Annotated in this window: 18 protein-coding genes; 4 read left to right on the top strand and 14 right to left on the bottom strand. The window is 61.0% G+C overall.

Going from position 1 to position 21,425, the window contains the following annotated elements; translation table 11 throughout:
• Positions 1 to 28 precede the first annotated feature (28 nt).
• The 3 genes from OO258_RS16890 to OO258_RS16880 all read left to right on the top strand — a co-directional run bounded on the left by OO258_RS16890 (position 29) and on the right by OO258_RS16880 (position 3,772).
• Entirely contained in the window at positions 29 to 658 is a 630-nt protein-coding gene (locus tag OO258_RS16890; RefSeq protein ID WP_266031751.1) for a glutathione S-transferase family protein, read from the top strand.
• Positions 659 to 685: 27 nt separating this feature from the next.
• Positions 686 to 2,722, top strand: coding sequence for a pyridoxamine 5'-phosphate oxidase family protein (locus tag OO258_RS16885; RefSeq protein WP_266031749.1), 2,037 nt, complete (start codon positions 686 to 688; stop codon positions 2,720 to 2,722).
• A 153-nt stretch (positions 2,723 to 2,875) separates the two neighbouring features.
• Positions 2,876 to 3,772, top strand: coding sequence for a LysR family transcriptional regulator (locus OO258_RS16880; RefSeq protein ID WP_266031747.1), 897 nt, complete (start codon positions 2,876 to 2,878; stop codon positions 3,770 to 3,772).
• A gap of 74 nt (positions 3,773 to 3,846) precedes the next feature.
• Here OO258_RS16880 and OO258_RS16875 read toward each other — a convergent pair whose 3' ends face one another.
• From OO258_RS16875 to OO258_RS16825, 11 genes are all read right to left on the bottom strand, one after another.
• Entirely contained in the window at positions 3,847 to 4,716 is an 870-nt protein-coding gene (locus tag OO258_RS16875; protein WP_266031745.1) for an aldose 1-epimerase, read from the bottom strand.
• A 24-nt stretch (positions 4,717 to 4,740) separates the two neighbouring features.
• Positions 4,741 to 5,664: an EamA family transporter gene (locus OO258_RS16870; RefSeq protein WP_266031743.1), complete on the bottom strand. Its 924-nt coding sequence runs from the start codon at positions 5,662 to 5,664 to the stop codon at positions 4,741 to 4,743.
• Positions 5,665 to 5,718: 54 nt separating this feature from the next.
• A complete protein-coding gene (locus tag OO258_RS16865) occupies positions 5,719 to 6,999 on the bottom strand; it encodes a TRAP transporter large permease (RefSeq protein ID WP_014755560.1) in 1,281 nt (426 codons plus the stop codon).
• Entirely contained in the window at positions 7,000 to 7,527 is a 528-nt protein-coding gene (locus tag OO258_RS16860; protein ID WP_003254832.1) for a TRAP transporter small permease, read from the bottom strand.
• Between the two features lie 66 nt (positions 7,528 to 7,593).
• On the bottom strand, positions 7,594 to 8,565 hold the full coding sequence (locus OO258_RS16855) for a TRAP transporter substrate-binding protein (protein WP_064492306.1): 972 nt from the start codon (positions 8,563 to 8,565) through the stop codon (positions 7,594 to 7,596).
• Positions 8,566 to 8,629: 64 nt separating this feature from the next.
• Positions 8,630 to 9,511 carry a glucurono-1,5-lactonase gene (locus OO258_RS16850; RefSeq protein WP_266031740.1) on the bottom strand — a complete coding sequence of 294 codons (882 nt, stop codon included), beginning with the start codon at positions 9,509 to 9,511 and terminating at the stop codon, positions 8,630 to 8,632.
• A gap of 26 nt (positions 9,512 to 9,537) precedes the next feature.
• Positions 9,538 to 10,344 carry an NAD-dependent epimerase/dehydratase family protein gene (locus OO258_RS16845; RefSeq protein WP_266031738.1) on the bottom strand — a complete coding sequence of 269 codons (807 nt, stop codon included), beginning with the start codon at positions 10,342 to 10,344 and terminating at the stop codon, positions 9,538 to 9,540.
• A 707-nt stretch (positions 10,345 to 11,051) separates the two neighbouring features.
• Entirely contained in the window at positions 11,052 to 12,290 is a 1,239-nt protein-coding gene (locus OO258_RS16840; protein WP_266031736.1) for an OprD family porin, read from the bottom strand.
• A gap of 787 nt (positions 12,291 to 13,077) precedes the next feature.
• Complete coding sequence (locus OO258_RS27495; RefSeq protein WP_323054385.1) at positions 13,078 to 13,527, bottom strand: zeta toxin family protein; 450 nt, start codon at positions 13,525 to 13,527, stop codon at positions 13,078 to 13,080.
• Between the two features lie 267 nt (positions 13,528 to 13,794).
• Complete coding sequence (locus OO258_RS16830; protein ID WP_266031734.1) at positions 13,795 to 14,058, bottom strand: hypothetical protein; 264 nt, start codon at positions 14,056 to 14,058, stop codon at positions 13,795 to 13,797.
• Between the two features lie 340 nt (positions 14,059 to 14,398).
• A complete protein-coding gene (locus OO258_RS16825; protein WP_266031732.1) occupies positions 14,399 to 14,935 on the bottom strand; it encodes a Bro-N domain-containing protein in 537 nt (178 codons plus the stop codon).
• A gap of 230 nt (positions 14,936 to 15,165) precedes the next feature.
• On the opposite strand from OO258_RS16825, the gene OO258_RS16820 reads away from it, so the two are divergent.
• Positions 15,166 to 16,029, top strand: coding sequence for an FRG domain-containing protein (locus OO258_RS16820; protein ID WP_266031730.1), 864 nt, complete (start codon positions 15,166 to 15,168; stop codon positions 16,027 to 16,029).
• Between the two features lie 86 nt (positions 16,030 to 16,115).
• Here the strand turns inward: OO258_RS16820 and OO258_RS16815 are convergent, their stop codons facing one another.
• The 3 genes from OO258_RS16815 to OO258_RS16805 form a co-directional block, all read right to left on the bottom strand.
• Positions 16,116 to 17,366, bottom strand: coding sequence for a ribonucleotide-diphosphate reductase subunit beta (locus OO258_RS16815; RefSeq protein ID WP_016488688.1), 1,251 nt, complete (start codon positions 17,364 to 17,366; stop codon positions 16,116 to 16,118).
• Positions 17,367 to 17,809: 443 nt separating this feature from the next.
• Positions 17,810 to 17,941, bottom strand: a complete 132-nt coding sequence (locus tag OO258_RS16810; protein ID WP_266031728.1) for a hypothetical protein — start codon at positions 17,939 to 17,941, stop codon at positions 17,810 to 17,812.
• A gap of 139 nt (positions 17,942 to 18,080) precedes the next feature.
• Positions 18,081 to 20,960: a ribonucleoside-diphosphate reductase subunit alpha gene (locus OO258_RS16805; RefSeq protein ID WP_110747450.1), complete on the bottom strand. Its 2,880-nt coding sequence runs from the start codon at positions 20,958 to 20,960 to the stop codon at positions 18,081 to 18,083.
• Between the last annotated feature and the right edge of the window lie 465 nt (positions 20,961 to 21,425).

Genomic DNA, 21,425 nt, shown 5'->3' with positions numbered 1-21,425 from the left:
AACCCGGTGCTGACCAGGAGCCAAGCCCATGTCGAACCCGATCAAGCTTTACAACTTCCCCAAGTCCGGCCACGCCCACCGCATCGAGCTGATGCTTTCGCTGTTGAACCTGCCCACCGAGCTGGTGTTCGTCGACCTGGCCAAAGGCGCGCACAAGCAGCCAGAGTTTCTCGCCCTCAACCCGTTTGGCCAGGTGCCGGTCATCGATGACAACGGCACGGTAATCGCCGATTCCAATGCCATCCTCGTCTACCTGGCGAAAAAGTACGACAACGGCACCTGGCTGCCCGAAGAGCCCGCTGCTGCTGCGCGCGTGCAACGCTGGCTGTCGGTCGCCGCCGGCCCGTTGGCCTTTGGCCCTGCTGCTGCACGCCTGGTCACGGTATTCGGCGCGTCGTTCAATACCGACGAAGTGATCGCCCGCGCCCACACCCTGCTCAAGGTGATCGACGCCGAACTGGCCCAGTCGCCCTTCCTGGCGGGCAGCACACCTACCATTGCGGATGTCGCCAACTACTCGTACATCGCCCACGCGCCAGAGGGTAACGTGTCGCTGGAGCCTTATGCCAACGTGCGCAGCTGGCTGGCCCGCATCGAGGCGTTGCCTGGCTTCGTGCCCATGCCACGCACCATGATCGGGCTGCAGACCAGCGCCTGATTACCCGCCATCGCGAGGAACGCCGCCATGCAAAAGTCTCCCGACCACCGCCCCTCGCCCTGGCATGCGGGCGAGAAAACCCTGCAAGAGAAGGTTGGTGTTGCAGAGCGCATGGAGGCGTTCGGGCAGAAGGTCATCCGTGACCACATGCCCGACCAGCACCGTATTTTCTACCACCAGTTGCCGTTCATGGTGGCTGCCAGCGTGGACCCCCAAGGGCGGCCTTGGGCCACCCTGCTGGAAGGGCCTGAAGGGTTCGTCAGCTCGCCCGACCCTCGGCAACTGATGATCGACACGATGCTGGCGGCTGATGACCCCGCTACCCCTGGTTTGGTAGCCGGGCAAGCGGTCGGGCTGCTCGGTATTGAGTTGCATACCCGTCGGCGCAACCGCATCAACGGGCAGATCCACCAAGCTGCACAGGGCCAGCTTCGGGTAACCGTGGAGCAGTCGTTCGGCAACTGCCCGCAGTACATCCAGTTGCGCGAATACAGCCGCGTGGATGAACCTGCGCAAAAGCGCGTCGATGCGCCAACGCTCGATGCCACGGCCATCAGCGTGATCGAAGCGGCCGATACGTTCTTCGTCGCCAGCTATGTCGAGCACGATAATGGCCAGCGCTCGGTGGATGTTTCCCATCGCGGCGGCCGGCCGGGTTTCGTCAAGGTTGAAGACAATCGCCTGATCATCCCTGACTATGCTGGCAACCTGCATTTCAATACCTTGGGCAACTTGCTGGTGAACCCAAGGGCAGGCCTGCTTTTTATCGACTTCAACAATGGCAATGTGCTGCAGGTCAACGGACGTACCGAACTGCTGCTCGACAGCCCGGACATCCCGGCCTTCGAGGGCGCCGAGCGGTTATGGATGCTGGATGTGGAACAGGTTGTGTGGCGCCCGGCTGCTGTTTCCCTGCGCTGGGCGTTCAAGGAGTATGCGCCGACCAGCCTGATGACCGGTACCTGGGCCGAGGCTGAGGCACGTCAGCAGCAGCGCCAGCATCAGCGTCAATGGCAGGCCTGGCGTGTGCTGCGGGTGGAGCAGGAAAGCCGTGATATCCGCTCGTTCTACCTTGAACCACCGGCAGGTAGCCGCGTGGCCTTTGCCCCAGGGCAGCATCTCCCCGTGCAAGTGCAGCGCGATGGCGAGGCGGCGCTGATCCGCACCTACAGCCTCTCCAGCGCACCTGCCGATGGCTACTTGCGCATAAGCGTCAAGGCACAGGGCCCGGTGTCGCGGTTTCTGCATGAGCGCCTCGGGGCCGGCGATGTGTTGAACGTGCGGCCACCGATGGGCAGTTTCACGCTCGACCAGCAAAGCGCGCGGCCGCTGGTGCTGATCGGCGCGGGCGTGGGTATCACGCCGTTGCTGGCCATGCTGCGCGAGCAAGTCAGTACTGGGCAGGCTCGGCGCATTCATCTGTTCCATGGCGCACGTAGCCTTGCCGACCTGCCGTTCCGCCAGGAACTGGCCGAATTGCAGCAACGGGCTGCTGGCATGCTTCGCGTGCATTGCGCCCTAAGCCAGCCAGAGGCGCATGCGCTGGTCGGCCCTGATTACCAGTTTGCCGGCCGTTTGGGTATCGAGCAGGTCAAGGCAACGTTGGCGCTGGACGACTACGATTTTTACCTGTGCGGGCCCGGCAGCTTCACCCAGGACATGTATGAAGGGCTGCGCGGGCTGAACGTGCCGGACGCGCGGATTCACGCCGAAGCTTTTGGCCCCTCGACGCTGCGGCGGCACAGCAACCCAGACCGGCCGACATTGCAGCAGCCGCCTGCTGCCGATGAACCCGTGCCGGTGTATTTTGCGGCCTCGGCCAAGGAGGCGCGTTGGACCCCCGGTGCAGGCACGCTGCTGGAGCTGGCCGAGGCGCGTGGGCTGGCGCCGGAATTCAGTTGCCGGGGTGGCTCATGTGGCACTTGCAAGACCCGCCTGGTAAGTGGCCAGGTGCATTATCCCAACCCGCCTGCCGAGCTACCGGAGGCAGGGGCAGTGCTGATTTGTTGCGCTGTGCCGGCGAGGGTGGAGGAGGGCGGTCAGGCGTTGGTGCTGGATGCCTGATTTACCTGTGCCGGCCTCTTCGCGGGCAAGCCCGCTGCCAGACTGATACCCATTCCTATGGGCGCTGGCGTACCGTCGATGAGTCCGGTTCAGGTAACACAATTCACCGAGATCAATGATAATCGCGCTACCTCAGAGCCCCCAGGAGCCCGCATGGACCAGATCCACCTGATGAAGGTGTTCGTCGCTGTTGGCGAACTGGAAAGCTTCGCCGCCGCCGCCCGCCGTCTGGACATCTCCCCGGCCGCTGTCACCCGCGCCGTCAGTGCCCTGGAGGATCAACTCGGGGTCAAGCTGCTGCTGCGCACCACGCGTAGCGTGCGCCTGACCGAGGCGGGGGGCCGTTACCTGGAAGACACCCGGCACATCCTTGCCAGCATCCACGAGGCCAACGAAGCCGCCGCTGGCATCAACGGCACACCCAAGGGCGACCTGGCGGTCACCGCGCCGATTCTGTTCGGCAAGAAGTTCGTCATGCCGTGCATCGTCCGTTATCTGCAGCAGTATCCGGAAGTTGATGTTTCCGCCTACTTCCTCGACCGGGTAGTGAACATGGTCGAGGAGGGTATGGACGTGGCCGTGCGCATCGGCCCGTTACCCGACTCCGGACTGAAGGCGCTGCGGGTGGGCAGGGTGCGGCGCATGCTGTGTGCCGCGCCCGAGTACCTGGCGCGCCATGGCGTGCCAAAGCACCCGTCGGACCTGGCCGGGCATGCGGTGATCGGCACCACCAACCTGTCGCCGCGTGCGGGCTGGCGCTTCGGGGTGACCGACGAGCCAACCCTGGTGCGCATGAAGCCGCGGCTGACGGTCACCAGCAATGACGGGGCGATCGCTGCCGCCAGCGGCGGGCTGGGGATTGCGCGGTTGCTGTCGTATCAGGTGGCAGATGAACTGGCCAGCGGCCAGTTGCAGGTGATTCTGGCCGAGTATGAGGAGGCCCCTTGGCCGATTCATGTGCTGCACCGCGAAAGCAAGTACGGCTCGGCGAAAGTCAGGTCGTTTATCGACATGTTGGCGCAGGCGCTTCGGGCCCAACAGCTGGACTGAGACCGTACGATGACAGCGGCGCCGCCGGGGTAGAATTCAGGGCTGCCAAGCAGCCTCAGTAACAGGCAACTCGGTTACAGAGCCCGATATTGCATCTTGAACCCCAGGCTCATCGTTTCCCCCCGCTGCAACATCCTGAGCCCCGGCCGCCCTGGCAAGTGATGCGCATTGATGGGGTGGCTAACCGGTTCAAAGCAGAAAAAACCTTGCCCTTGCGGACAGAACAGCAAGAAGTGCTCAGCCCCGCTGGCGCTGCACGCCAATCGATAGCCCGCCCCCGGCTGGTCGATCACACACTCCCCCGGCCAGCCACTGAAAGCGTGATCGACCACCGTCTGTGGCAGGCTGCCCAATGGTTCAAACCTCCACTGCTCCGGCACCTCGGCCTGGTACGACGGCAACCGCCCCTCTTCGGCCAGCCACACCTTGCGCGCTGCCGCATACAGCCTGGTATCGGGATACCGCGGAAAGTAAGGGTGCAGCCCCAACCCGTACCAGTTGGCCGCCTCATCCAGATGCGTCACATGCAGGTCCAGGTTCAGGCAACCCTCATGCAGGTGCACATCCAGCGTGGCCCGGTATGCAAACGGCATAGCACTGTCCAGCGCCAGCCGTGCTCGCTGTTCACTGTGATGCTCCACCTGCCAGGCCTGCTGCCAGGCACTGCCATGGATCGGGTAAGGGTCGTGCCCGGTATTGGGCGCCAGTGCCTGCCAGCCCTCGGGCCGGGCGAAGCCACCCTCGCCAATGCGATTGGACCAAGGCGCCAGCGGGTAGCAGGCCAGCCGCCGCGGTGTGCCGCTGGCCAAGGCGTCCGCATCGGAATGGCGCAGCAGCGCCTGCCCTGTGGCTTTTACCTGCCAGTTGACCAGGCTGGCGCCGAGCTCCGGGGCCAGGCTCAGGCGGGTCAGGCGGTCCTGCAGGTGCAGTTCGGTCATCGCCATGCAAGGCTCCTTCGAGAATGCCATTCAACTGGCCCGCCGGTAAGTCAGCAGCACAATGCCGCACACCACCACGGCGCCGCCGAGTAATTGCAGGGTGCCCAGTTGTTGATCGAGCAAAGCCCAGCCCAGCAGCAAGGTGGCGATGGGTTCGACGTTCATCACCGGCGCGTTCTGCGCCATGTTCAGGCGTGGTACGCAGACAAACAGCAAGGTGAACGCCAGGCCATACAGCACCACCAGGCTGGCCAGGGCTGCCCAGCCACTGCTGGTGCCAGGCAGCGACAAACCGGATGGCATCACCCCGCTTGCACCTGCAACCAGCATGCTGGAAAACACGATAAGCAGGGTCAGCAGGCTACGCACCGGGCCGCGCACGGCAGCCAGTTTGTGGTCGGTGATCCACAACGCGCAGGCAAAGGCACAGGCAGCGCCGAACGCCAGGCTGACGCCCATCGCCCAGTGTGGGTTCGCCGCGCCGCTGTCGGCCAGGTGTGCCGGTATATCCAGCGCCAGCACCAGGCCGCAGAGGATCAGGCCCATGAACAGCACGGTGCGGCCTGTGGGGCGTGCACCGCCCAGCGCCCAGGTGAGCAGTGCCAACAGCATCGGGAAGGTGTTGCCCACCAGCAGTGCCAGAGCCACCGGAATACGCGCCACCGCCGAGTACAGGCAGAGGCTCTGGGTGGCAATCAGCACGCCGAGCAGCAGCTGCCAGCGGCGCGCACCAGAGGGCAGGGCCAGGGCCTGACGTTGCCACAACAGCAGCCCGGCCAGTACCAGGAAGGTGATGCCCGAGCGACAGAGAATGGCCAGCAACACGCCGGTGCCGTCATCGAAGGCAATGCGCGCAGCGACATGGTTGCCGGCGAACGAACAGGCCAGCAGGGCCAGCAGGGCGATGGCCAGCTTGCGTGGGAACAGGGGTACGGCAGAGGAGGGGACAGCCATGTGCAGGATCCATTTGCAAGAGCCCAGGGGCCGCCAAGCGGCCCCCGGTCATAATTACAGCACCACGCTAGGCAGCCACAGCGAGATCGCTGGAATGTAAGTCACTGCCATCAGCACCAGGAACAGCGCCAGGTAAAACGGCAGCAGCGCCTTCACCGTCGACTCGATGCTCACCTTGCCAATGGCCGAGCCCACGAACAGCACCGCGCCCACCGGTGGCGTTATCAGGCCGATCCCCAGGTTTACCAGCATGATCATGCCAAAGTGCACCGGGTCGACGCCGATACCGGTAATCACCGGCAGCAGGATCGGGGTAAGAATCAGGATCAGCGGCGCCATGTCCATCACCGTGCCCAGCAGCAACAGCATGAAGTTGATGCACATCAGGATCACGTAGCGGTTGTCCGACAGGGTCAGGAACGCCGTGGTGATCTTCGACGGGATCTGCATCAGCGTCATCACGTAGCCGAAGCTAGCGGCAAAGCCGATCAGGATCATCACGATGGAGATGGTCCGTACGGTGCGGTGCATCAGCTTGGGCAGGTCGCGCCACTTGTAGTCGCGGTAGATGAACATGGTCACGAAGAACGACCACACCACCGCCACCGCTGCCGACTCGGTCGCGGTGAACACCCCCGACAGGATACCGCCGAGGATGATCACCATGGCCATCAGGCCCCACAGCGCCTCACCCGCAATCTTCAGCGCCTGGCGCAGTGGGATGACTTCGCCCTTGGGGTAGTTGCGCTTCTTGGCGAACAACAGGCACAGGCCCATCATCACCGCGCTCAGCAGCAGGCCGGGCATCACCCCCGCCATGAACAGCGAGGCGATCGACACCGTGCCGCCCGCCGCCAGCGAGTACAGCACCGAGTTGTGGCTGGGCGGGGTCAGCAGCGCCTGCACCGAGCCACTGACGGTCACGGCGGTGGAAAATTCACGCGGGTAGCCTTTGCGCTCCATCTCCGGGATCAGCACCGAGCCCACCGAGGCGGTATCGGCCACCGACGAGCCGGAAATCGCGCCAAAGAAGGTCGAGGCCATGATGTTGACCAGCGACAGCCCGCCACGCACGAAGCCCACCAGCACCCCGGCAAAGGCCACCAGCCGCCGCGACATGCCGCCTTCGGCCATGATCGCGCCGGCCAGCACGAAGAACGGAATCGCCAGCAGCGAGAACTTGTTAACCCCACTGGCCACCTGGATCATCATCGCCTGCAGCGGGATGTCGATCCACCAGGCGCCGATCAGTGCCGACAGGCCCAGGGCGTAGGCTACCGGCATGCCGATCAGAATGAGTACGATGAAACTGCCCAACAGAATGAACGCTTCCATTTACGCAGCTCCTTCGTTTTCTTCGACCAGGTCAAAGCGCACGACCTTGCGGTTGCTCTGATCGCCCAGCAGGAGTTTTTCCAGCACGAACACCAGCGTCAGCACGCCGCCGACCGGGATCGGCGCGTAGGTCATGCCGACCCGCACGCCGGGCAGCGAGGCCAGCGACTGGTTCCAGGTGGTGATGCACAGCCGGGTGCCGTAATAGGTCATGAACACACACACCACGATCATCAGCAGTTGTACCAGCAGGGCGACCAGCTGGCGCTGCAGCGGCGGCAACCGGTCGGTAATCATCCCCACCGCCATATGCGCCCCGGCGCGATAGCTGGCGGCGGCACCAACGAAAGTGAATACCACCATCAGCAGGATCGAGACCGGCTCTGGCCAGCTGGAGCCGGTACCCAGCACGTAGCGGGCGAAGATGCCCCACGGGATGATCAGCGTCATGGCCAGGATCGACAGGCCCGCGATCCAGATGCAACTGCGGTACAGCGTGTCGTTCACGCTCAGGAAAAGCGATTTCATAGGCATCACCAAAGCGGCAGGGCGGCGGCGGCCGCACTGCCGAGGTCGTCTTGGAAGGGGCTGGTATTACTGGACGGCGTCGATACGCTTCATCAGGTCGGCGTACGGCGCGCCGTACTTCTCGCGCACCGATGCGGTGGCTTCGAAGAACGGTTTCTTATCGACAGTGATGAACTCGACACCGGCAGCCTTGAGCTTCTCTTCGCTGGCGGCGGACTTGGCGTCCCACAGCGCACGCTCTTCCATCTGTGCTTCGCGCGCGACCTTTTTCACCAGCACCTGCTGCTCGGGAGTGAGCTTGTTCCAGGTGGTCTTGGACATCACCACCGGCTCCGGCAGGATCAGGTGGCCGGTCAGGGTGTAGTACTTGGCGCTCTGGAAATGGTTGTGCTCAAGCAAGGTCGGCGGATTGTTCTCGGCGCCGTCGATCACCCCGGTTTGCAGGGCACTGAAGATTTCCCCGGTGTCCATGGCGATGCCGTTGCCGCCCATGGCATTCATCATGTCGATGAACAGCGGGTTGCCTTGTACGCGAATCTTCATGCCCTTGAGGTCTTCCAGGCTGCGCACCGGCTTTTTGGTGTAGATGCTGCGCGAGCCGCCGTCCATCCAGGCCAAGGCCACCAGGTTGAAGTCTGAGTTGGTGATCTTGTCGAGGATCTCCTGGCCGATCTCGCCATCGATGATCTTGCGCATGTGATCATGGTCGCGGAACACGAACGGCATGTTGAACACGTTCACATCCGGCACTACCGGGCCGACGATCCCCAAGCTGACGCGGGTCATCTGCACGGCGCCGATCTGAGCCTGTTCGATCACTTCCTTCTCTGATCCCAGCACGCCGCCGGCGAACATCTTGAAGGTAATATCGCCATTGCTGGCCTGTTCCAGCTTTTTACCCATGTTCTGCTCGGCGACCACGGTCGGGTAGCCGGCCGGGTGGATTTCGGCGAACTTGATGTCCAGCGCCGAGGCGGGCATGGCCACGCTGAAGGCGAACGGGAGTACTGCAAGAAGCAGCTTGCGTTTGAACGTCATGATGAAACTCCGTGGTTTTTATTATCCGGTTTCGGGCGTGCAAGTGTGGCTGTGGCGGTGGGGCTCAGCCCCGGTAGGCAGGTTCCTCCAGGCCCTTGGTGCCAGGGTTGAGGGCAAATACCCCGCCAGCCAGTGGCTGGTCGCCGAGGTCGATGCCCGCGGGGCGGATCGAGGTGACGTACAGGGTGTCGAGGTTGGCGCCACCAAAGGCGCACATGGCCGGCTTTTTCACCGGCACGCTGAGCGAGCGGTCGAGGCGCCCGTCAGGGGTGAAGCGGTGAACTTGCCCGGCGTCGTTGCCGCAGACCCAGTAGCAGCCCTCCTGGTCGACCGCGGCGCCGTCGGGGCGCCCTGGGTAGCCGCGCATGTCGACGAACAGCCGTTTGTTGTGCGGCGTGCCGCTGTCGGTGTCGTAGTCGAAGGCCCACACCTTCTGCACGTTGGGGTGCGAGTCGGACAGGTACATGCGTTTGCCGTCGGGGCTGAACGCCAGGCCATTAGGCACGATCATGCCGTCCTGCTGCAGGTGCAGGTGGCCTTCGCCGTCATGCCGGTACAGCGCACCCACATGGGCGCCTTGCTGCATGTCTAGCAGCATCGTGCCGGCCCAGAAACGGCCCTGGCGATCGCAGCGGCCATCGTTGAAGCGCATCCCGCCCTGGGCATGCTGCACGCTGGCAAGCAGGCGGCTATCCAGGCGGCCATCGGCGTTGGCCTGAATCTGGTAGATGCCGCTTTCCATGCCTGCCACCCAGCCTTGGCCGCTAAGGGCAATGCAGGCGAGCATCTCGTCGCCTTGCCATACTTGGTGCGCGCCATCGGCGGCCTGCCAGCGGTGCAACTCGCGGGCGGGAATGTCGACCCAGTACAGGGCCTGTTCGCCGGGGTGCCACACGGGGCTTTCGCCGGTGCCGTTGCGGGCGTCGACGATCAGTTCACAGTTCATGGCCGTGCCTCCTGGCGTGCGTGGGGTCAGTTGAACGGGCCGGCCACGGTAAAGGCGCCGCCTTGATAGACCATGCTCGGGTCGTCGGCAGCTGGCGCCGGTTGGGCTTCCACGGCTGCGCGGAAGGCTTCCGAGCTGTCCTTGGGCACATAGCCCAAATGCGCGGCATGGCGGTTGTCCCACCACACGGTGCGGTTGTCGGAGGCGCCGTAGACGATGGTATGGCCAACGTCGGGCGTCGATAGCCCACGTTCGATCAGTTGCACCAAGTCGTCATAGCTCAGCCAGGTGCAGAGCATGCGCGGGTTCTGTGGCTGCGGGAACGACGAGCCGATGCGGATGCTGACGGTTTCGATGCCGTAGCGGTCGAAGTAGAAGCTGGCGACATCTTCGCCGTAGCACTTGGACAGCCCGTAGTAGCTGTCGGGGCGGCGCGGGGAATGCGCGTCGATGCGCTCGTCCTGGCGGTAGAAGCCGATGGTGTGGTTGGAACTGGCGAAGATGATGCGCTTCACCCCATGCTTGCGCGCCGCCTCGTAGATGTGAAACACGCCGCAAATGTTGGGGCCGAGGATGTCTTCGAAAGAGTGCTCGGTGGAAACGCCGCCGAAGTGGATGATGGCGTCCACGCCTTCGACCAGGGCATGCACCGCTGCCTTGTCGGCCAGGTCGCAGGTGATGACCTCCTCATGCGGGCCAGCAGCAGGCGCCATGGGGCTGATGTCGGAAAGGCGCAGGACCTCGGCGTAGCCTTTCAGGCGTTCGCGAAGGACCTTGCCCAGGCCGCCTGCGGCTCCAGTGAGCAGCAGGCGATTGAGGGGGGTAGTGGTCATGGCCGGCTCTTGTTATTAATTGTTGTAGGTTGTCGTATGACTTCGGTAATTATTGGCGGTGGTTCTGTGTGTTGTCAATGAGGCTTGGGCGGCTTTTGCCGGCCTTTACGCGGATAAGAAAATGCGAAAGGCCTGCGCGGTCGCCCGTAGGAGCGGGTTTACCCGCGAATGGGCCGGCCCTGCTGGCCGATCTCCACCCGCCGTTCGCCGTTGTCGCCGCCACTGTATTCGCGGGTAAACCCGCTCCTACACCTGATCGAGGGTGGACACAGGTCGGTGGTTGGGCGCAGGCCGTCGTGTAGGAGCGGGTTCACCCGCGAAAGGGCCGGCCCTGCTGGCCGATCTCCACCCGCCGTTCGCCGTTGCCGCCGCTACCGTATTCGCGGGTAAACCCGCTCCTACACCTGATCAATGGTGGATACAGGTCGGTGGTTGGGCGCAGGCCGTCGTGTAGGAGCGGGTTCACCCGCGAAAGGGCCGGCCCTGCTGGCCAATCTCCACCCGCCGTTCGCCGTTGCCGCCGCTACCGTATTCGCGGGTAAACCCGCTCCTACACCAGATCGAGGGTGGACACAGGTCGGTGGTTGGGTGCAGGCCGTCGTAGGAGCGGGTTCACCCGCGAAAGGGCCGGCCCTGCTGGCCAATCTCCACCCGCCGTTCACCGTCGCCGCCACCACCGTATTCGCGGGTAAACCTGCAGGTCTTGATCAGAGCAACGACAACGGATAGTTGAAGATCAACCGGTTCTCATCAAACTCGTTAGTGCTGTAATCCCGGCGAATCGACGAGTTACGCCATTTCACACTCAAATCCTTGAATGCCCCGCTCTGGATCACATACGCAAGCTCCGTTTCACGCACCCACTCCTTGCCATCGGTCACCCCCCCGCTGTGCACATCGCGCCCGCTGATGTAGCGGTTCATCAAGGTCAGCCCTGGCACCCCGACGGTGACGAAGTTGAAGTCATGGCGCACCTGCCACGAACGCTCGTTGGCATTGTCGAAGCTGGAGTTGTAACTGTCGTTGGCCAAGGTCCCGCCACTGGTGCCGTTCACCCGCATCCAGGTATCACCATCGACTTTCTGCAGCCCCACCCAGAAGGTGCTGCCACCGTACTTGGCCGAGAACATCCCCGAGTAGGTCTTGTTGTCCAGCTGCCCGGCGCGTTCGGAGCCGTCCTCGTCGCCATGGAAGTAGCCCAGGTTCGCACCCAGGGTCCAGTCACCCACCGGCTGGCTGTGGCTCAGTTGCAGGTACTGCTGCTGGTACACGTCCTTCAGCACCGCATTCCAAAGCCCCACCAGCGTGCGGTCCTGGTTGAACTTGTACTCGCCGCCGACGAAGTTGAAACGGTCCGACACGCCGCCGCCGTAGCTCATGTCTTCCATGCTCGCGTCGTTACGCGGGCTGTTGCCGCGGAACTGGCCGCCGTACAGGGTCAGCCCTGCGATTTCGTTGGAGGTAACCTGGCCGCCACGGAACGTCTGTGGCAACGAACGCCCGTCGTCCGAACGCAGAATCGGCAGTACCGGCATCCATTCACCGATCTTCAGTTCGGTCTTGGAGATTCGGGCCTTGCCTGCCACTGCCAGGCGCCCGTAATCGTCAGCAGGCTTGCCATCGTCATGGCGTGGCAGCAACGCCGTGCCATAGGTACCGCCACCGCCGTCGAGCTTGACCGACCACAGCCCCAGCACATCCACGCCGAAGCCGATTGGCCCTTCTGTGAACCCCGAGCGGGCATCGAGAATGAAGCTTTGCGTCCACTCCTCGGCCTTGCTCTGTGGGTTGCTGGGGTTGGTGAAGTTGCGGTTGATGTAGAAGTTGCGCAGCCCGAGGGTGGCCTTGCTGTCCTCGACAAATCCCGCTGCCAGGCTGGTGCCCGGCAGGCCGGCGATAACCCCGGCGCCAAGCAGGGCGAAGGGCAGGGTGTGGCAGATTTTCATTATTGTTGTGCTCCCTAAGGGTGTGGCAGCCCGTCCACCGGGCACGCGCAAGCGGCCTGCGGCAGGGGCGGGTAGATAACGGGCCGGTCAGGGCCAGGGGTGAATACGCGGTAACCGGGCGCTACGTATTGGCAGGAGTACGCGAGCTGGCCGGGGGAAGAGGGGTATGCAACAGGCGTAGGTGTAGCGGGATGGATGTCGACATGAGTTCGTCCACTGATTGTTGTTTTTGTTATGTGTTGTCGTACAACTGTGGGCGATTATTAGCAAGGGGGAGGAGGGCTGTCAACGGCTGATGGCTGGGCAATTTAGGGGTAAGATGGCAAAAATCTGGCTGCGGAAGCTCTACCGAGAGCCCTCTAGAGACATACTACGACTAAGGTAGTCCTAGGCACTATCCCAGCAGCGAGCGCGACCACCTGTAGGGGCGGCTTTAGCCGCGAACACCGGCAAAGCCGGTGCCATCCATCGCGTAACCTGCTTCGCGGGCAAACCCGCTCCCACAGACGTACGCCTGTAAAACGAAGACATGGTTTACAAATCCAATCGCCTGTGGACCTTGTCGTTACCCTGCGCTATCTTCAGATCTGGCCTCGTCCTCGACCACGTAGACTGGCATGTCCAGTCCCGGCACCTCGTCGTGCCGTACCCCTCTTGTCGGCGTGGGCGGGGCCTATTCATTTGCGGAGCGACTGACTGGATGAGATCGAGCGCTTCCTAGCCCTCGCAGTTCATGCAAGCAAGCAGAACCTGCGCCGCAGCGCGCCTCTCTCCTTCAGCCAGTCCATCAAGATTCCCAAACCCGGCTCAGGTAGGCGTTGATGAACCAATCTGGCATGTCGTCCTGATGAAACTCCAGCGTTGCGCCATCAGTAATCTCTGCAAGAAAGACAGACTCATCTCCGGAGTTATCGAAAATATAAGCCCGATTTGCTGCGGAAATGGCCTCTGGAAGCAGTGAGAGTGTTCGAGCATAGCGCTGGGTAATTTTGTCTCTCGGGACGTCATGGCCGCCATCATCGACCCGGTTTGCTACCCGAAGAATATTGATCTGCGGTGAGTCGGTGGCTACGAAATACAGGTAAGTCCGGTAGCCCATCTGCTGAGCCGCTTCCATAAATCGAACCTTCTCCGAAGAGGACATCACTGTCTCGAACGTGAAGCTGATTCTGCGTTCGAGCAATTGATGGCGGATGAGGTCTGCAATGACTGCAGCGTGGTAGGAATTTACATCCACGCCTCGGAATTCGATTTTTTGGCCTACGAGTGTTAGCCGGCCTGCGCTCTCCTGCAGGCCTGCCCTTATGATCAATGGATGCTGGGTGAGATACGTCCGTAATGCCTGCTGAGCTCAAGGCCATAATCACTCAGGTCGATGAACCCTGTCGTTTTGGCAGACTTTTCAAGTTCATCAGCATTGACGTAAAGGTTGACCAGCCGATCTGGAATCTGGTCCTTGATGGTGCTTTTGCCAGAACCATTAGGGCCGGCAAAAACGCGAAGCTTAGGTGCGCCCACTGAGCTTGCGCACGGTGAAGCGCTGTCCGGTCTTCACCTTCAGGCTCGGTTTGGTTTCTGCAAGCACTTCAACATGGCCATCAGCGTGGGTTGCGATGATGTGGTTGTTGTCGACGGCGACAACCGTATGCCCCGCTGCAACAGCCCGGAAATATGCAAGGCGTGTAGCAGCTGCAGCCATCTCTGGGATCTGGTTCTCCAGATTCTCGATAGCCTCGTCGCTAAGCTGGTTTACGCGCAAGATTGCCATAGCTTTTCCTGATTCGATCACACGCGTAGATTGATTGCTAATCAGTGTAATAGCCCTGGCAGATAACCAGAAGGCCGCGAGTGTGGTTTTTGCGGGCAGTGTTGAATCAAAATCCTACAAAAGCAGCAGAGCTTGTCCAAAAAGGGCCGCAAAACGGCCCCAATTGGCTCACTGACTGGCAGTAGACTGATCCCGCTCCCACTGGTTCTGCAATAGCCGGAACCGCGCATTAGCAGAGCACGCATAGGCTGTTTAGGCTAACGGAATCTGTCCAGGCATCCGAGTTCGGTGTGGGAGCGGGTTCACCCGCGAAAGGGTCAGAACAGGTAAAAATCGCCCGCTAAACCCCATGCATCCGCAGCGCCCGCTGCGCACACTCGCGCCAACTCAATTTGCGCTTCTCCACCGGCCCCGGCAGCTCAACTTCCCCAGCCAGCACCACCGGCATATCCCGCATCTTCACCCAAGGCTCACTCTGCCAATACAACAACGTAGCGCTGCGTCCACCAGGCCAGCACATCTGCCCCAGCCTCGGCGCATCGCCTGCCCCATCAGCCTGAGCATCACGCAGCACCGCCACCACCTCATGCGTCAGCCACCAGCGCAAATGGCGGTTCTCTGGCACATGGTGATGCGCCAACAAGGTATAGGCCCCGGACTCACTGACCATGGTGGTCTCCTGGTATTTGCCATAGCGCACTAGCGGCACCGTGCGGTACTGGTCCGGGTCGAGCTTGCGCATGCAGTGTTCGTCGAAGAAGTGACCGCTCAGCCTGCCGAGTTCGTGGGCGCAGAACCAGGCTTGGGATTCGAGCCAGAGCGTGTGGAGAGGGCGGTGGTGGCGGGTGAAGAGTGTAGGTGTCTTGAGACTGTCCATGTTTGGCCATCCTGAACTGGAGAGCCGTTGCTAACGGGAACGGGATTCCGCTGCGTGAGCGTTCTTAAGCGCATGATTGGAAGCTAATGAAAAAAAGCCCAGCAGTCAATCGAGTGATTGGATCTGGCGCGAATGATGGCTTTGTGATATTGCCTGGCTTCGCTGTTCGAGGTGAATTTTCTATCAATAATGGAAATAACAATTTCTATAGGTGAGTTAAGGACGATTGGATGGTGAATTTGCGCGATGATATCTGGGTCAAGGACGTAAGCTCCTATTTGAATGAGGTCTTTGGGCTCGGTTCTAAACATCGGAACTCGGTTCGTTGTTATCGTGGTCAGGCTGATCTTAGTTGGGATCTGAAACCATCAGTCCTGCGTGGGCTTCAGGGCGACGCCGAATATGCCATGTTTAGTGAGCTCATGCTGGAGGCACCTTCAGAGTTTAATGGTGATAAAGCGATGTTTGATAAGTTGGTACGTGCTCAGCACTATGGGCTGCCAACTCGTCTGCTGGATGTTTCTCTAAATCCGCTTGTAAGCTTGTATTTCGCATGCTGCGAAGAGGAGCATCGAGATAAAAATGGCGTGGTCCTAATATTCGATTTTCGAAATGTTCGCGTGAAATTTTCAGATAGCGATTCCATCAGTTTAGTTTGTAATTTGGCCAGGCTCTCCGAGGTTGAGAAAAATTCTATTATAGAATTTGATGAGCGCTCAGATGATGTAGAGGGTTTTAGAGCGCTTGCTGCCATGAAGCGCCTCACTCAGTTTGTTAGAATCGAAAAGCCGTACTTTCTAGACTCGGCTAAGCCTGAGGATTTGTTCAAGTATTTTTTTGTATACCCTGCTAAAAATAATAGGCGAGTGATAGCCCAGTCAGGCGCTTTTATAGCTGCTGGCTTGTTGAAGTACAAGGGGCTGGAGAAGTCAGTTGGGTTTAATATTAGGAAAATAATTGTGCCGGCTGACAAGAAGTGGTCGATTGTTAAGCAGTTGGATGCGTTAAATATAAACTCTCGCACCATGTTTCCTGAGGTTGAGTTTGCGTCAAAGTATATCAAAGATAAATGGATTAAGCGGCGTGCCTGGTGAAGTGAGCTCTGGTGTTTTTCGAGTTTTCGGAAGTGCCAATAAAAAGGCTGCCAATCGGCAGCCTTCTCGGTGCTCAGCCCGGACGATCAGTCCCAGCTCAACGCCCCACCCGTCTGATACTCGATCACCCGCGTCTCAAAGAAGTTCTTCTCCTTCTTCAAGTCCATGATCTCGCTCATCCATGGGAACGGGTTGGTAGTCCCAGGATATTCTTCTTTCAGACCAATCTGGGTCAGACGACGGTTGGCGATGAACTTGAGGTAGTCCTCCATCATCGCTGCGTTCATGCCCAGTACGCCGCGTGGCATGGTGTCACGGGCGTATTCGATCTCCAGCTGGGTCCCTTGCAGGATCATCTGGGTCGCTTCTTCCTTCATCGCCGCATCCCACAGGTGCGGGTTCTCGATCTTGATCTGGTTGATCACGTCGATGCCGAAGTTCAGGTGCATCGACTCGTCACGCAGGATGTACTGGAACTGCTCGGCAACGCCAGTCATCTTGTTGCGGCGGCCCATGGACAGGATCTGGGTGAAGCCGCAGTAGAAGAAGATGCCTTCCAGAACGCAGTAGTAGGCGATCAGGTTGCGCAGCAGCTCTTTGTCGGTTTCGACGGTGCCGGTGTTGAATTCCGGGTCGGAGATGGCGCGGGTGTACTTCAGGCCCCACGCGGCTTTTTTAGCGACCGACGGGATCTCGTGGTACATGTTGAAGATCTCGCCTTCATCCATGCCCAGCGACTCGATGCAGTACTGGTAGGCGTGGGTGTGGATCGCCTCTTCGAAGGCCTGGCGCAGGATGTACTGGCGGCACTCCGGGTTGGTGATCAGGCGGTACACGGCCAGGGCCAGGTTGTTGGCAACCAGCGAGTCGGCAGTGGAGAAGAAACCGAGGTTGCGCATGACAATGCGGCGCTCGTCTTCGGTCAGGCCGTCCTGGCTCTTCCACAGGGCGATGTCGGCGGTCATGTTGACCTCTTGCGGCATCCAGTGGTTGGCGCAGCCGTCCAGGTACTTCTGCCAGGCCCAGTCGTACTTGAACGGTACCAGCTGGTTGAGGTCGGCGCGGCAGTTGATCATGCGCTTTTCATCGACTGCAACGCGGGCCGAGGAGCCTTCCAGCTCGGCCAGGCCTTCGGCAACGTCGAGGGCGTCGAGGGCAGCCTTGGCACGTTTGACGGCATCGGAGTCAGAAGCGGTGGCCGCACGGGCCTCCAGGGCGGCGGCACCACCGGCGCTGTCGAGCTTGTCGAGGGTGGCGGCGGCAGCGGCCTGCGCAGGGGTGTTGCCTTTGGCGGCTACTTCGCCGTCTTCTTTGTCGAATTCGTCCCAGCTCAGCATGGTTTGGCTCCTGCTTGAGGGTCGCCCTGGGGCAACCGGTTGGATTTTAAGAATGTGATGCCTGACGCAAGGCCGTAACGGCGAATGGACAGCTCGAGAGGCTGACTCTCGTTTACATCTGAATGTGTTCTGGCTTGTACCTGGCCAGGCCTCTGGGAGGGGCCAGGACAATTAAATAGGTGCTCTTTTCAGAGGGCGCAAAGTATACCGGAATTCACCTTCGATCGGGGCGCGAGTGTTGCCGGCGAGGGTAACTTTTTCGACCGGTTTGGCGTGCGTCCGTTCACGAAACAGGTGGCTTCTTCTACGGGGGGAGAGTGTAGCGTCAACCTATATGTTGTGCCAGTTTAAATTTTTAGGCACATCATATGGTGTTTTGTTGAGGGGGTGTGCTAGCCGAATCGGCCCCATCGCGGGCTGGCCGGCGATGAGGCCAGCTCACATTAGCTACGGTGCGTGTGCAGCGTTTCGACAATGTGTGTCTTGGGGTGCTTGCGTGCCTGTTCCACCGAGGTGAAACGGCCGGTTTCAGCATTGCGACCAATCTTGCGAGTTGCCAGTTTTTTCCGCGCCATGGGCTTACATCCTGTTTTGAGAGGTCCTGTTCTTTTACCGAGCCGCGCGAGCGCTGGGCAAAGGGCAAGGTTTCTCCGGGGCGCGGATACAAAAATGCCGCGCGGGGCACCCGTAGGTACCCCGCACGGCATTCAGGCCTTACTGGCAGGCTTCGCAGTCAGGCTCGTCGATCGCGCAGGCCTTCGGCACTGGCGCTGGGCCGGCTGCCTGGACCGGGGCGCTGTCGCCACCGCTGGAAACGGCGTTGAGCTTGCCGGTGTTGATGGTCGACTTCTCGGTGCTGGTCGCGGCCAGGGCACGGAGGTAGTAGGTGGTTTTCAGGCCACGGTACCAGGCCATGCGGTAGGTCACGTCCAGCTTCTTGCCCGAGGCGCCGGCAATGTACAGGTTCAGCGACTGCGCCTGGTCGATCCACTTCTGGCGACGCGAGGCAGCATCGACGATCCACTTGGTCTCGACTTCGAACGCAGTGGCGTACAGGTCTTTCAGCTCTTGCGGGATACGCTCGATCTGCTGCACCGAACCGTCGTAGTACTTCAGGTCGTTGATCATGACCGAGTCCCACAGGCCGCGCGCCTTCAGGTCGCGAACCAGGTAGGGGTTGATCACGGTGAACTCGCCCGACAGGTTCGATTTCACGTACAGGTTCTGGTAGGTCGGCTCGATCGACTGCGATACGCCAGTGATGTTGGCGATGGTCGCGGTTGGCGCGATGGCCATGATGTTCGAGTTACGAATACCTTTTTGCACGCGGGCACGCACTGGCGCCCAGTCCAGGGTCTCGTTCAGATCGACGTCGATGTACTTCTGGCCACGGGCCTCGATCAGGATCTGTTGCGAGTCCAGCGGCAGGATACCCTTGGACCACAGCGAGCCCTGGAAGGTCTCGTAGGCACCACGTTCGTCGGCCAGGTCGCACGAGGCCTGGATGGCGAAGTAGCTGACCGCTTCCATCGACTTGTCAGCGAACTCGACGGCTGCATCGGAACCGTAAGGAATGTGCTGCAGGTACAGCGCGTCCTGGAAGCCCATGATGCCCAGGCCGACCGGGCGGTGCTTGAAGTTCGAGTTACGCGCTTGCGGCACCGAGTAGTAGTTGATGTCGATCACGTTGTCGAGCATGCGCACGGCGGTGTTCACGGTACGCTGCAGCTTGGCGGTGTCCAGCTTGCCGTCGACGATGTGGTTCGGCAGGTTGATCGAGCCCAGGTTGCAGACCGCGATCTCGTCCTTGTTGGTGTTCAGGGTGATCTCGGTGCACAGGTTCGAGCTGTGGACCACGCCCACGTGCTGCTGCGGCGAACGCAGGTTGCACGGGTCCTTGAAGGTCAGCCACGGATGGCCGGTCTCGAACAGCATCGACAGCATCTTGCGCCACAGGTCTTTGGCCTGGATGGTCTTGAACACCTTGATCTTGTTGTACTCGGTCAGGGCTTCGTAGTACTCGTAGCGCTCTTCGAAGGCCTTGCCGGTCAGGTCGTGCAGGTCTGGCACTTCCGAAGGCGAGAACAGGGTCCACTTGCCGTCATCGAAGACACGCTTCATGAACAGGTCAGGGATCCAGTTGGCGGTGTTCATGTCGTGGGTACGACGGCGGTCATCACCGGTGTTCTTGCGCAGCTCGATGAATTCTTCGATGTCCAGGTGCCAGGTTTCCAGGTAAGCACATACAGCGCCTTTGCGCTTGCCACCCTGGTTCACGGCAACGGCGGTGTCGTTGACCACTTTCAGGAACGGGACGACGCCCTGGGATTTACCGTTGGTGCCCTTGATGTACGAGCCCAGTGCACGGACCGGGGTCCAGTCGTTGCCCAGGCCGCCAGCGAATTTCGACAGCATGGCGTTGTCGTGGATCGCGTGGTAGATGCCCGACAGGTCGTCTGGCACGGTGGTCAGGTAGCAGCTGGACAGCTGCGGGCGCAGGGTACCGGCGTTGAACAGGGTCGGGGTCGAGGCCATGTAGTCGAACGACGACAACAGGTTGTAGAACTCGATCGCACGGGCTTCCTTGTCTTTCTCTTCCAGCGCCAGGCCCATGGCCACACGCATGAAGAACACCTGCGGCAGCTCGAAGCGCACGCCATCCTTGTGGATGAAGTAGCGGTCGTAAAGGGTCTGCAGGCCCAGGTAGGTGAACTGCTGGTCACGCTCGTGGTTGATCGCCTTGCCCAGTTTTTCCAGGTCGAAGTCGGCCAGGGCCGGGTTCAGCAGCTCGAACTCGATACCTTTGGCGACGTAGGCCGGCAGGGCCTTGGCATACAGGTCGGCCATCTCGTGGTGGGTGGCGCTGTCGGCGACGTTCAGGAAGCCCAGGCCTTCGGCGCGCAGGGTGTCCATGAGCAGGCGGGCGGTAACGAACGAGTAGTTCGGCTCGCGCTCTACCAGGGTACGGGCGGTCATCACTAGGGCGGTGTTGACGTCCTTGATGGCAACGCCGTCGTACAGGTTTTTCAGGGTTTCGCGCTGGATCAGGTCGCCATCGACTTCGGCCAGGCCTTCGCAGGCTTCGCTGATGATGGTGTTCAGGCGGGCCATGTCGAGCGGCGCCAGGCTGCCGTCGGCCAGGGTGATGCGGATGCTTGGGTGCGGCTCGACCACGGCGTCGGTGTTGGCGCGGGTGGCGCGTTCCTTGGCGCGCTGGTCGCGGTAGATCACGTAGTCACGAGCAACTTTCTGCTCGCCGGCACGCATCAGGGCCAGTTCGACCTGGTCCTGGATTTCTTCGATGTGGATGGTGCCACCCGATGGCATGCGACGCTTGAACGTGGCGGTAACCTGCTCGGTCAGGCGCGCGACGGTGTCGTGGATACGCGACGAAGCGGCGGCGGTGCCGCCTTCAACTGCGAGGAACGCCTTGGTGATGGCAACGGTGATCTTGTCGTCGGTGTAAGGGACGACAGTGCCGTTACGCTTGATCACGCGCAGTTGGCCGGGGGCGGTGGCAGCCAGATCCTGGTTGGAATCGGCGGCCTGCGGCACCTGGGCCTGCGGGTTCTCGCGAGTTGTGTCGGTTTGCATGGGTGGGTGTCTCCACAGTTTCTATATTGTTCAGGCGCCTTATGGGCGCCCACCGTTCCGTCCACTTGCTCGATAACCTCGCGGGGATGCGCAATGCATGCGCATCCGCCCGCGCGGGCGTACCGACTTCGGGACAGACTCAGGAATAAGGGGCAATGGCTTGCCGCTCCCTGGCCGAAGTCAAAGGTTCTGGGCCGAGCCCAAAAACTGTTGCTGATGGGTGCCAGGCTTGGCCTGCAACACCCATGCCCGAACAACGCCCTGAAAGGGCTTGCCTCGGTCGCCTCCGCAGGAGCGGTTTGGCTGCTGAAATCACCTGAAGTTCCACCCGGAAAATCGCTTGATCTTGCGGGTTGACTTTTGTGTGTGATTTTGCACGAACCCCTATATCTAGTGGTTCGCTGCGATCGGGATACAAGATAATGCGGTATTGGGGGCTTTGCAAGGCGAGCGCCTGTGGATAAG

This window comes from Pseudomonas sp. DCB_BI (assembly GCF_026240995.1).
Taxonomy (GTDB): Bacteria; Pseudomonadota; Gammaproteobacteria; order Pseudomonadales; family Pseudomonadaceae; genus Aquipseudomonas.
Note: the sequence above shows the minus strand (reverse complement) of the source record. Positions and strands in the feature narration are given on the sequence as shown.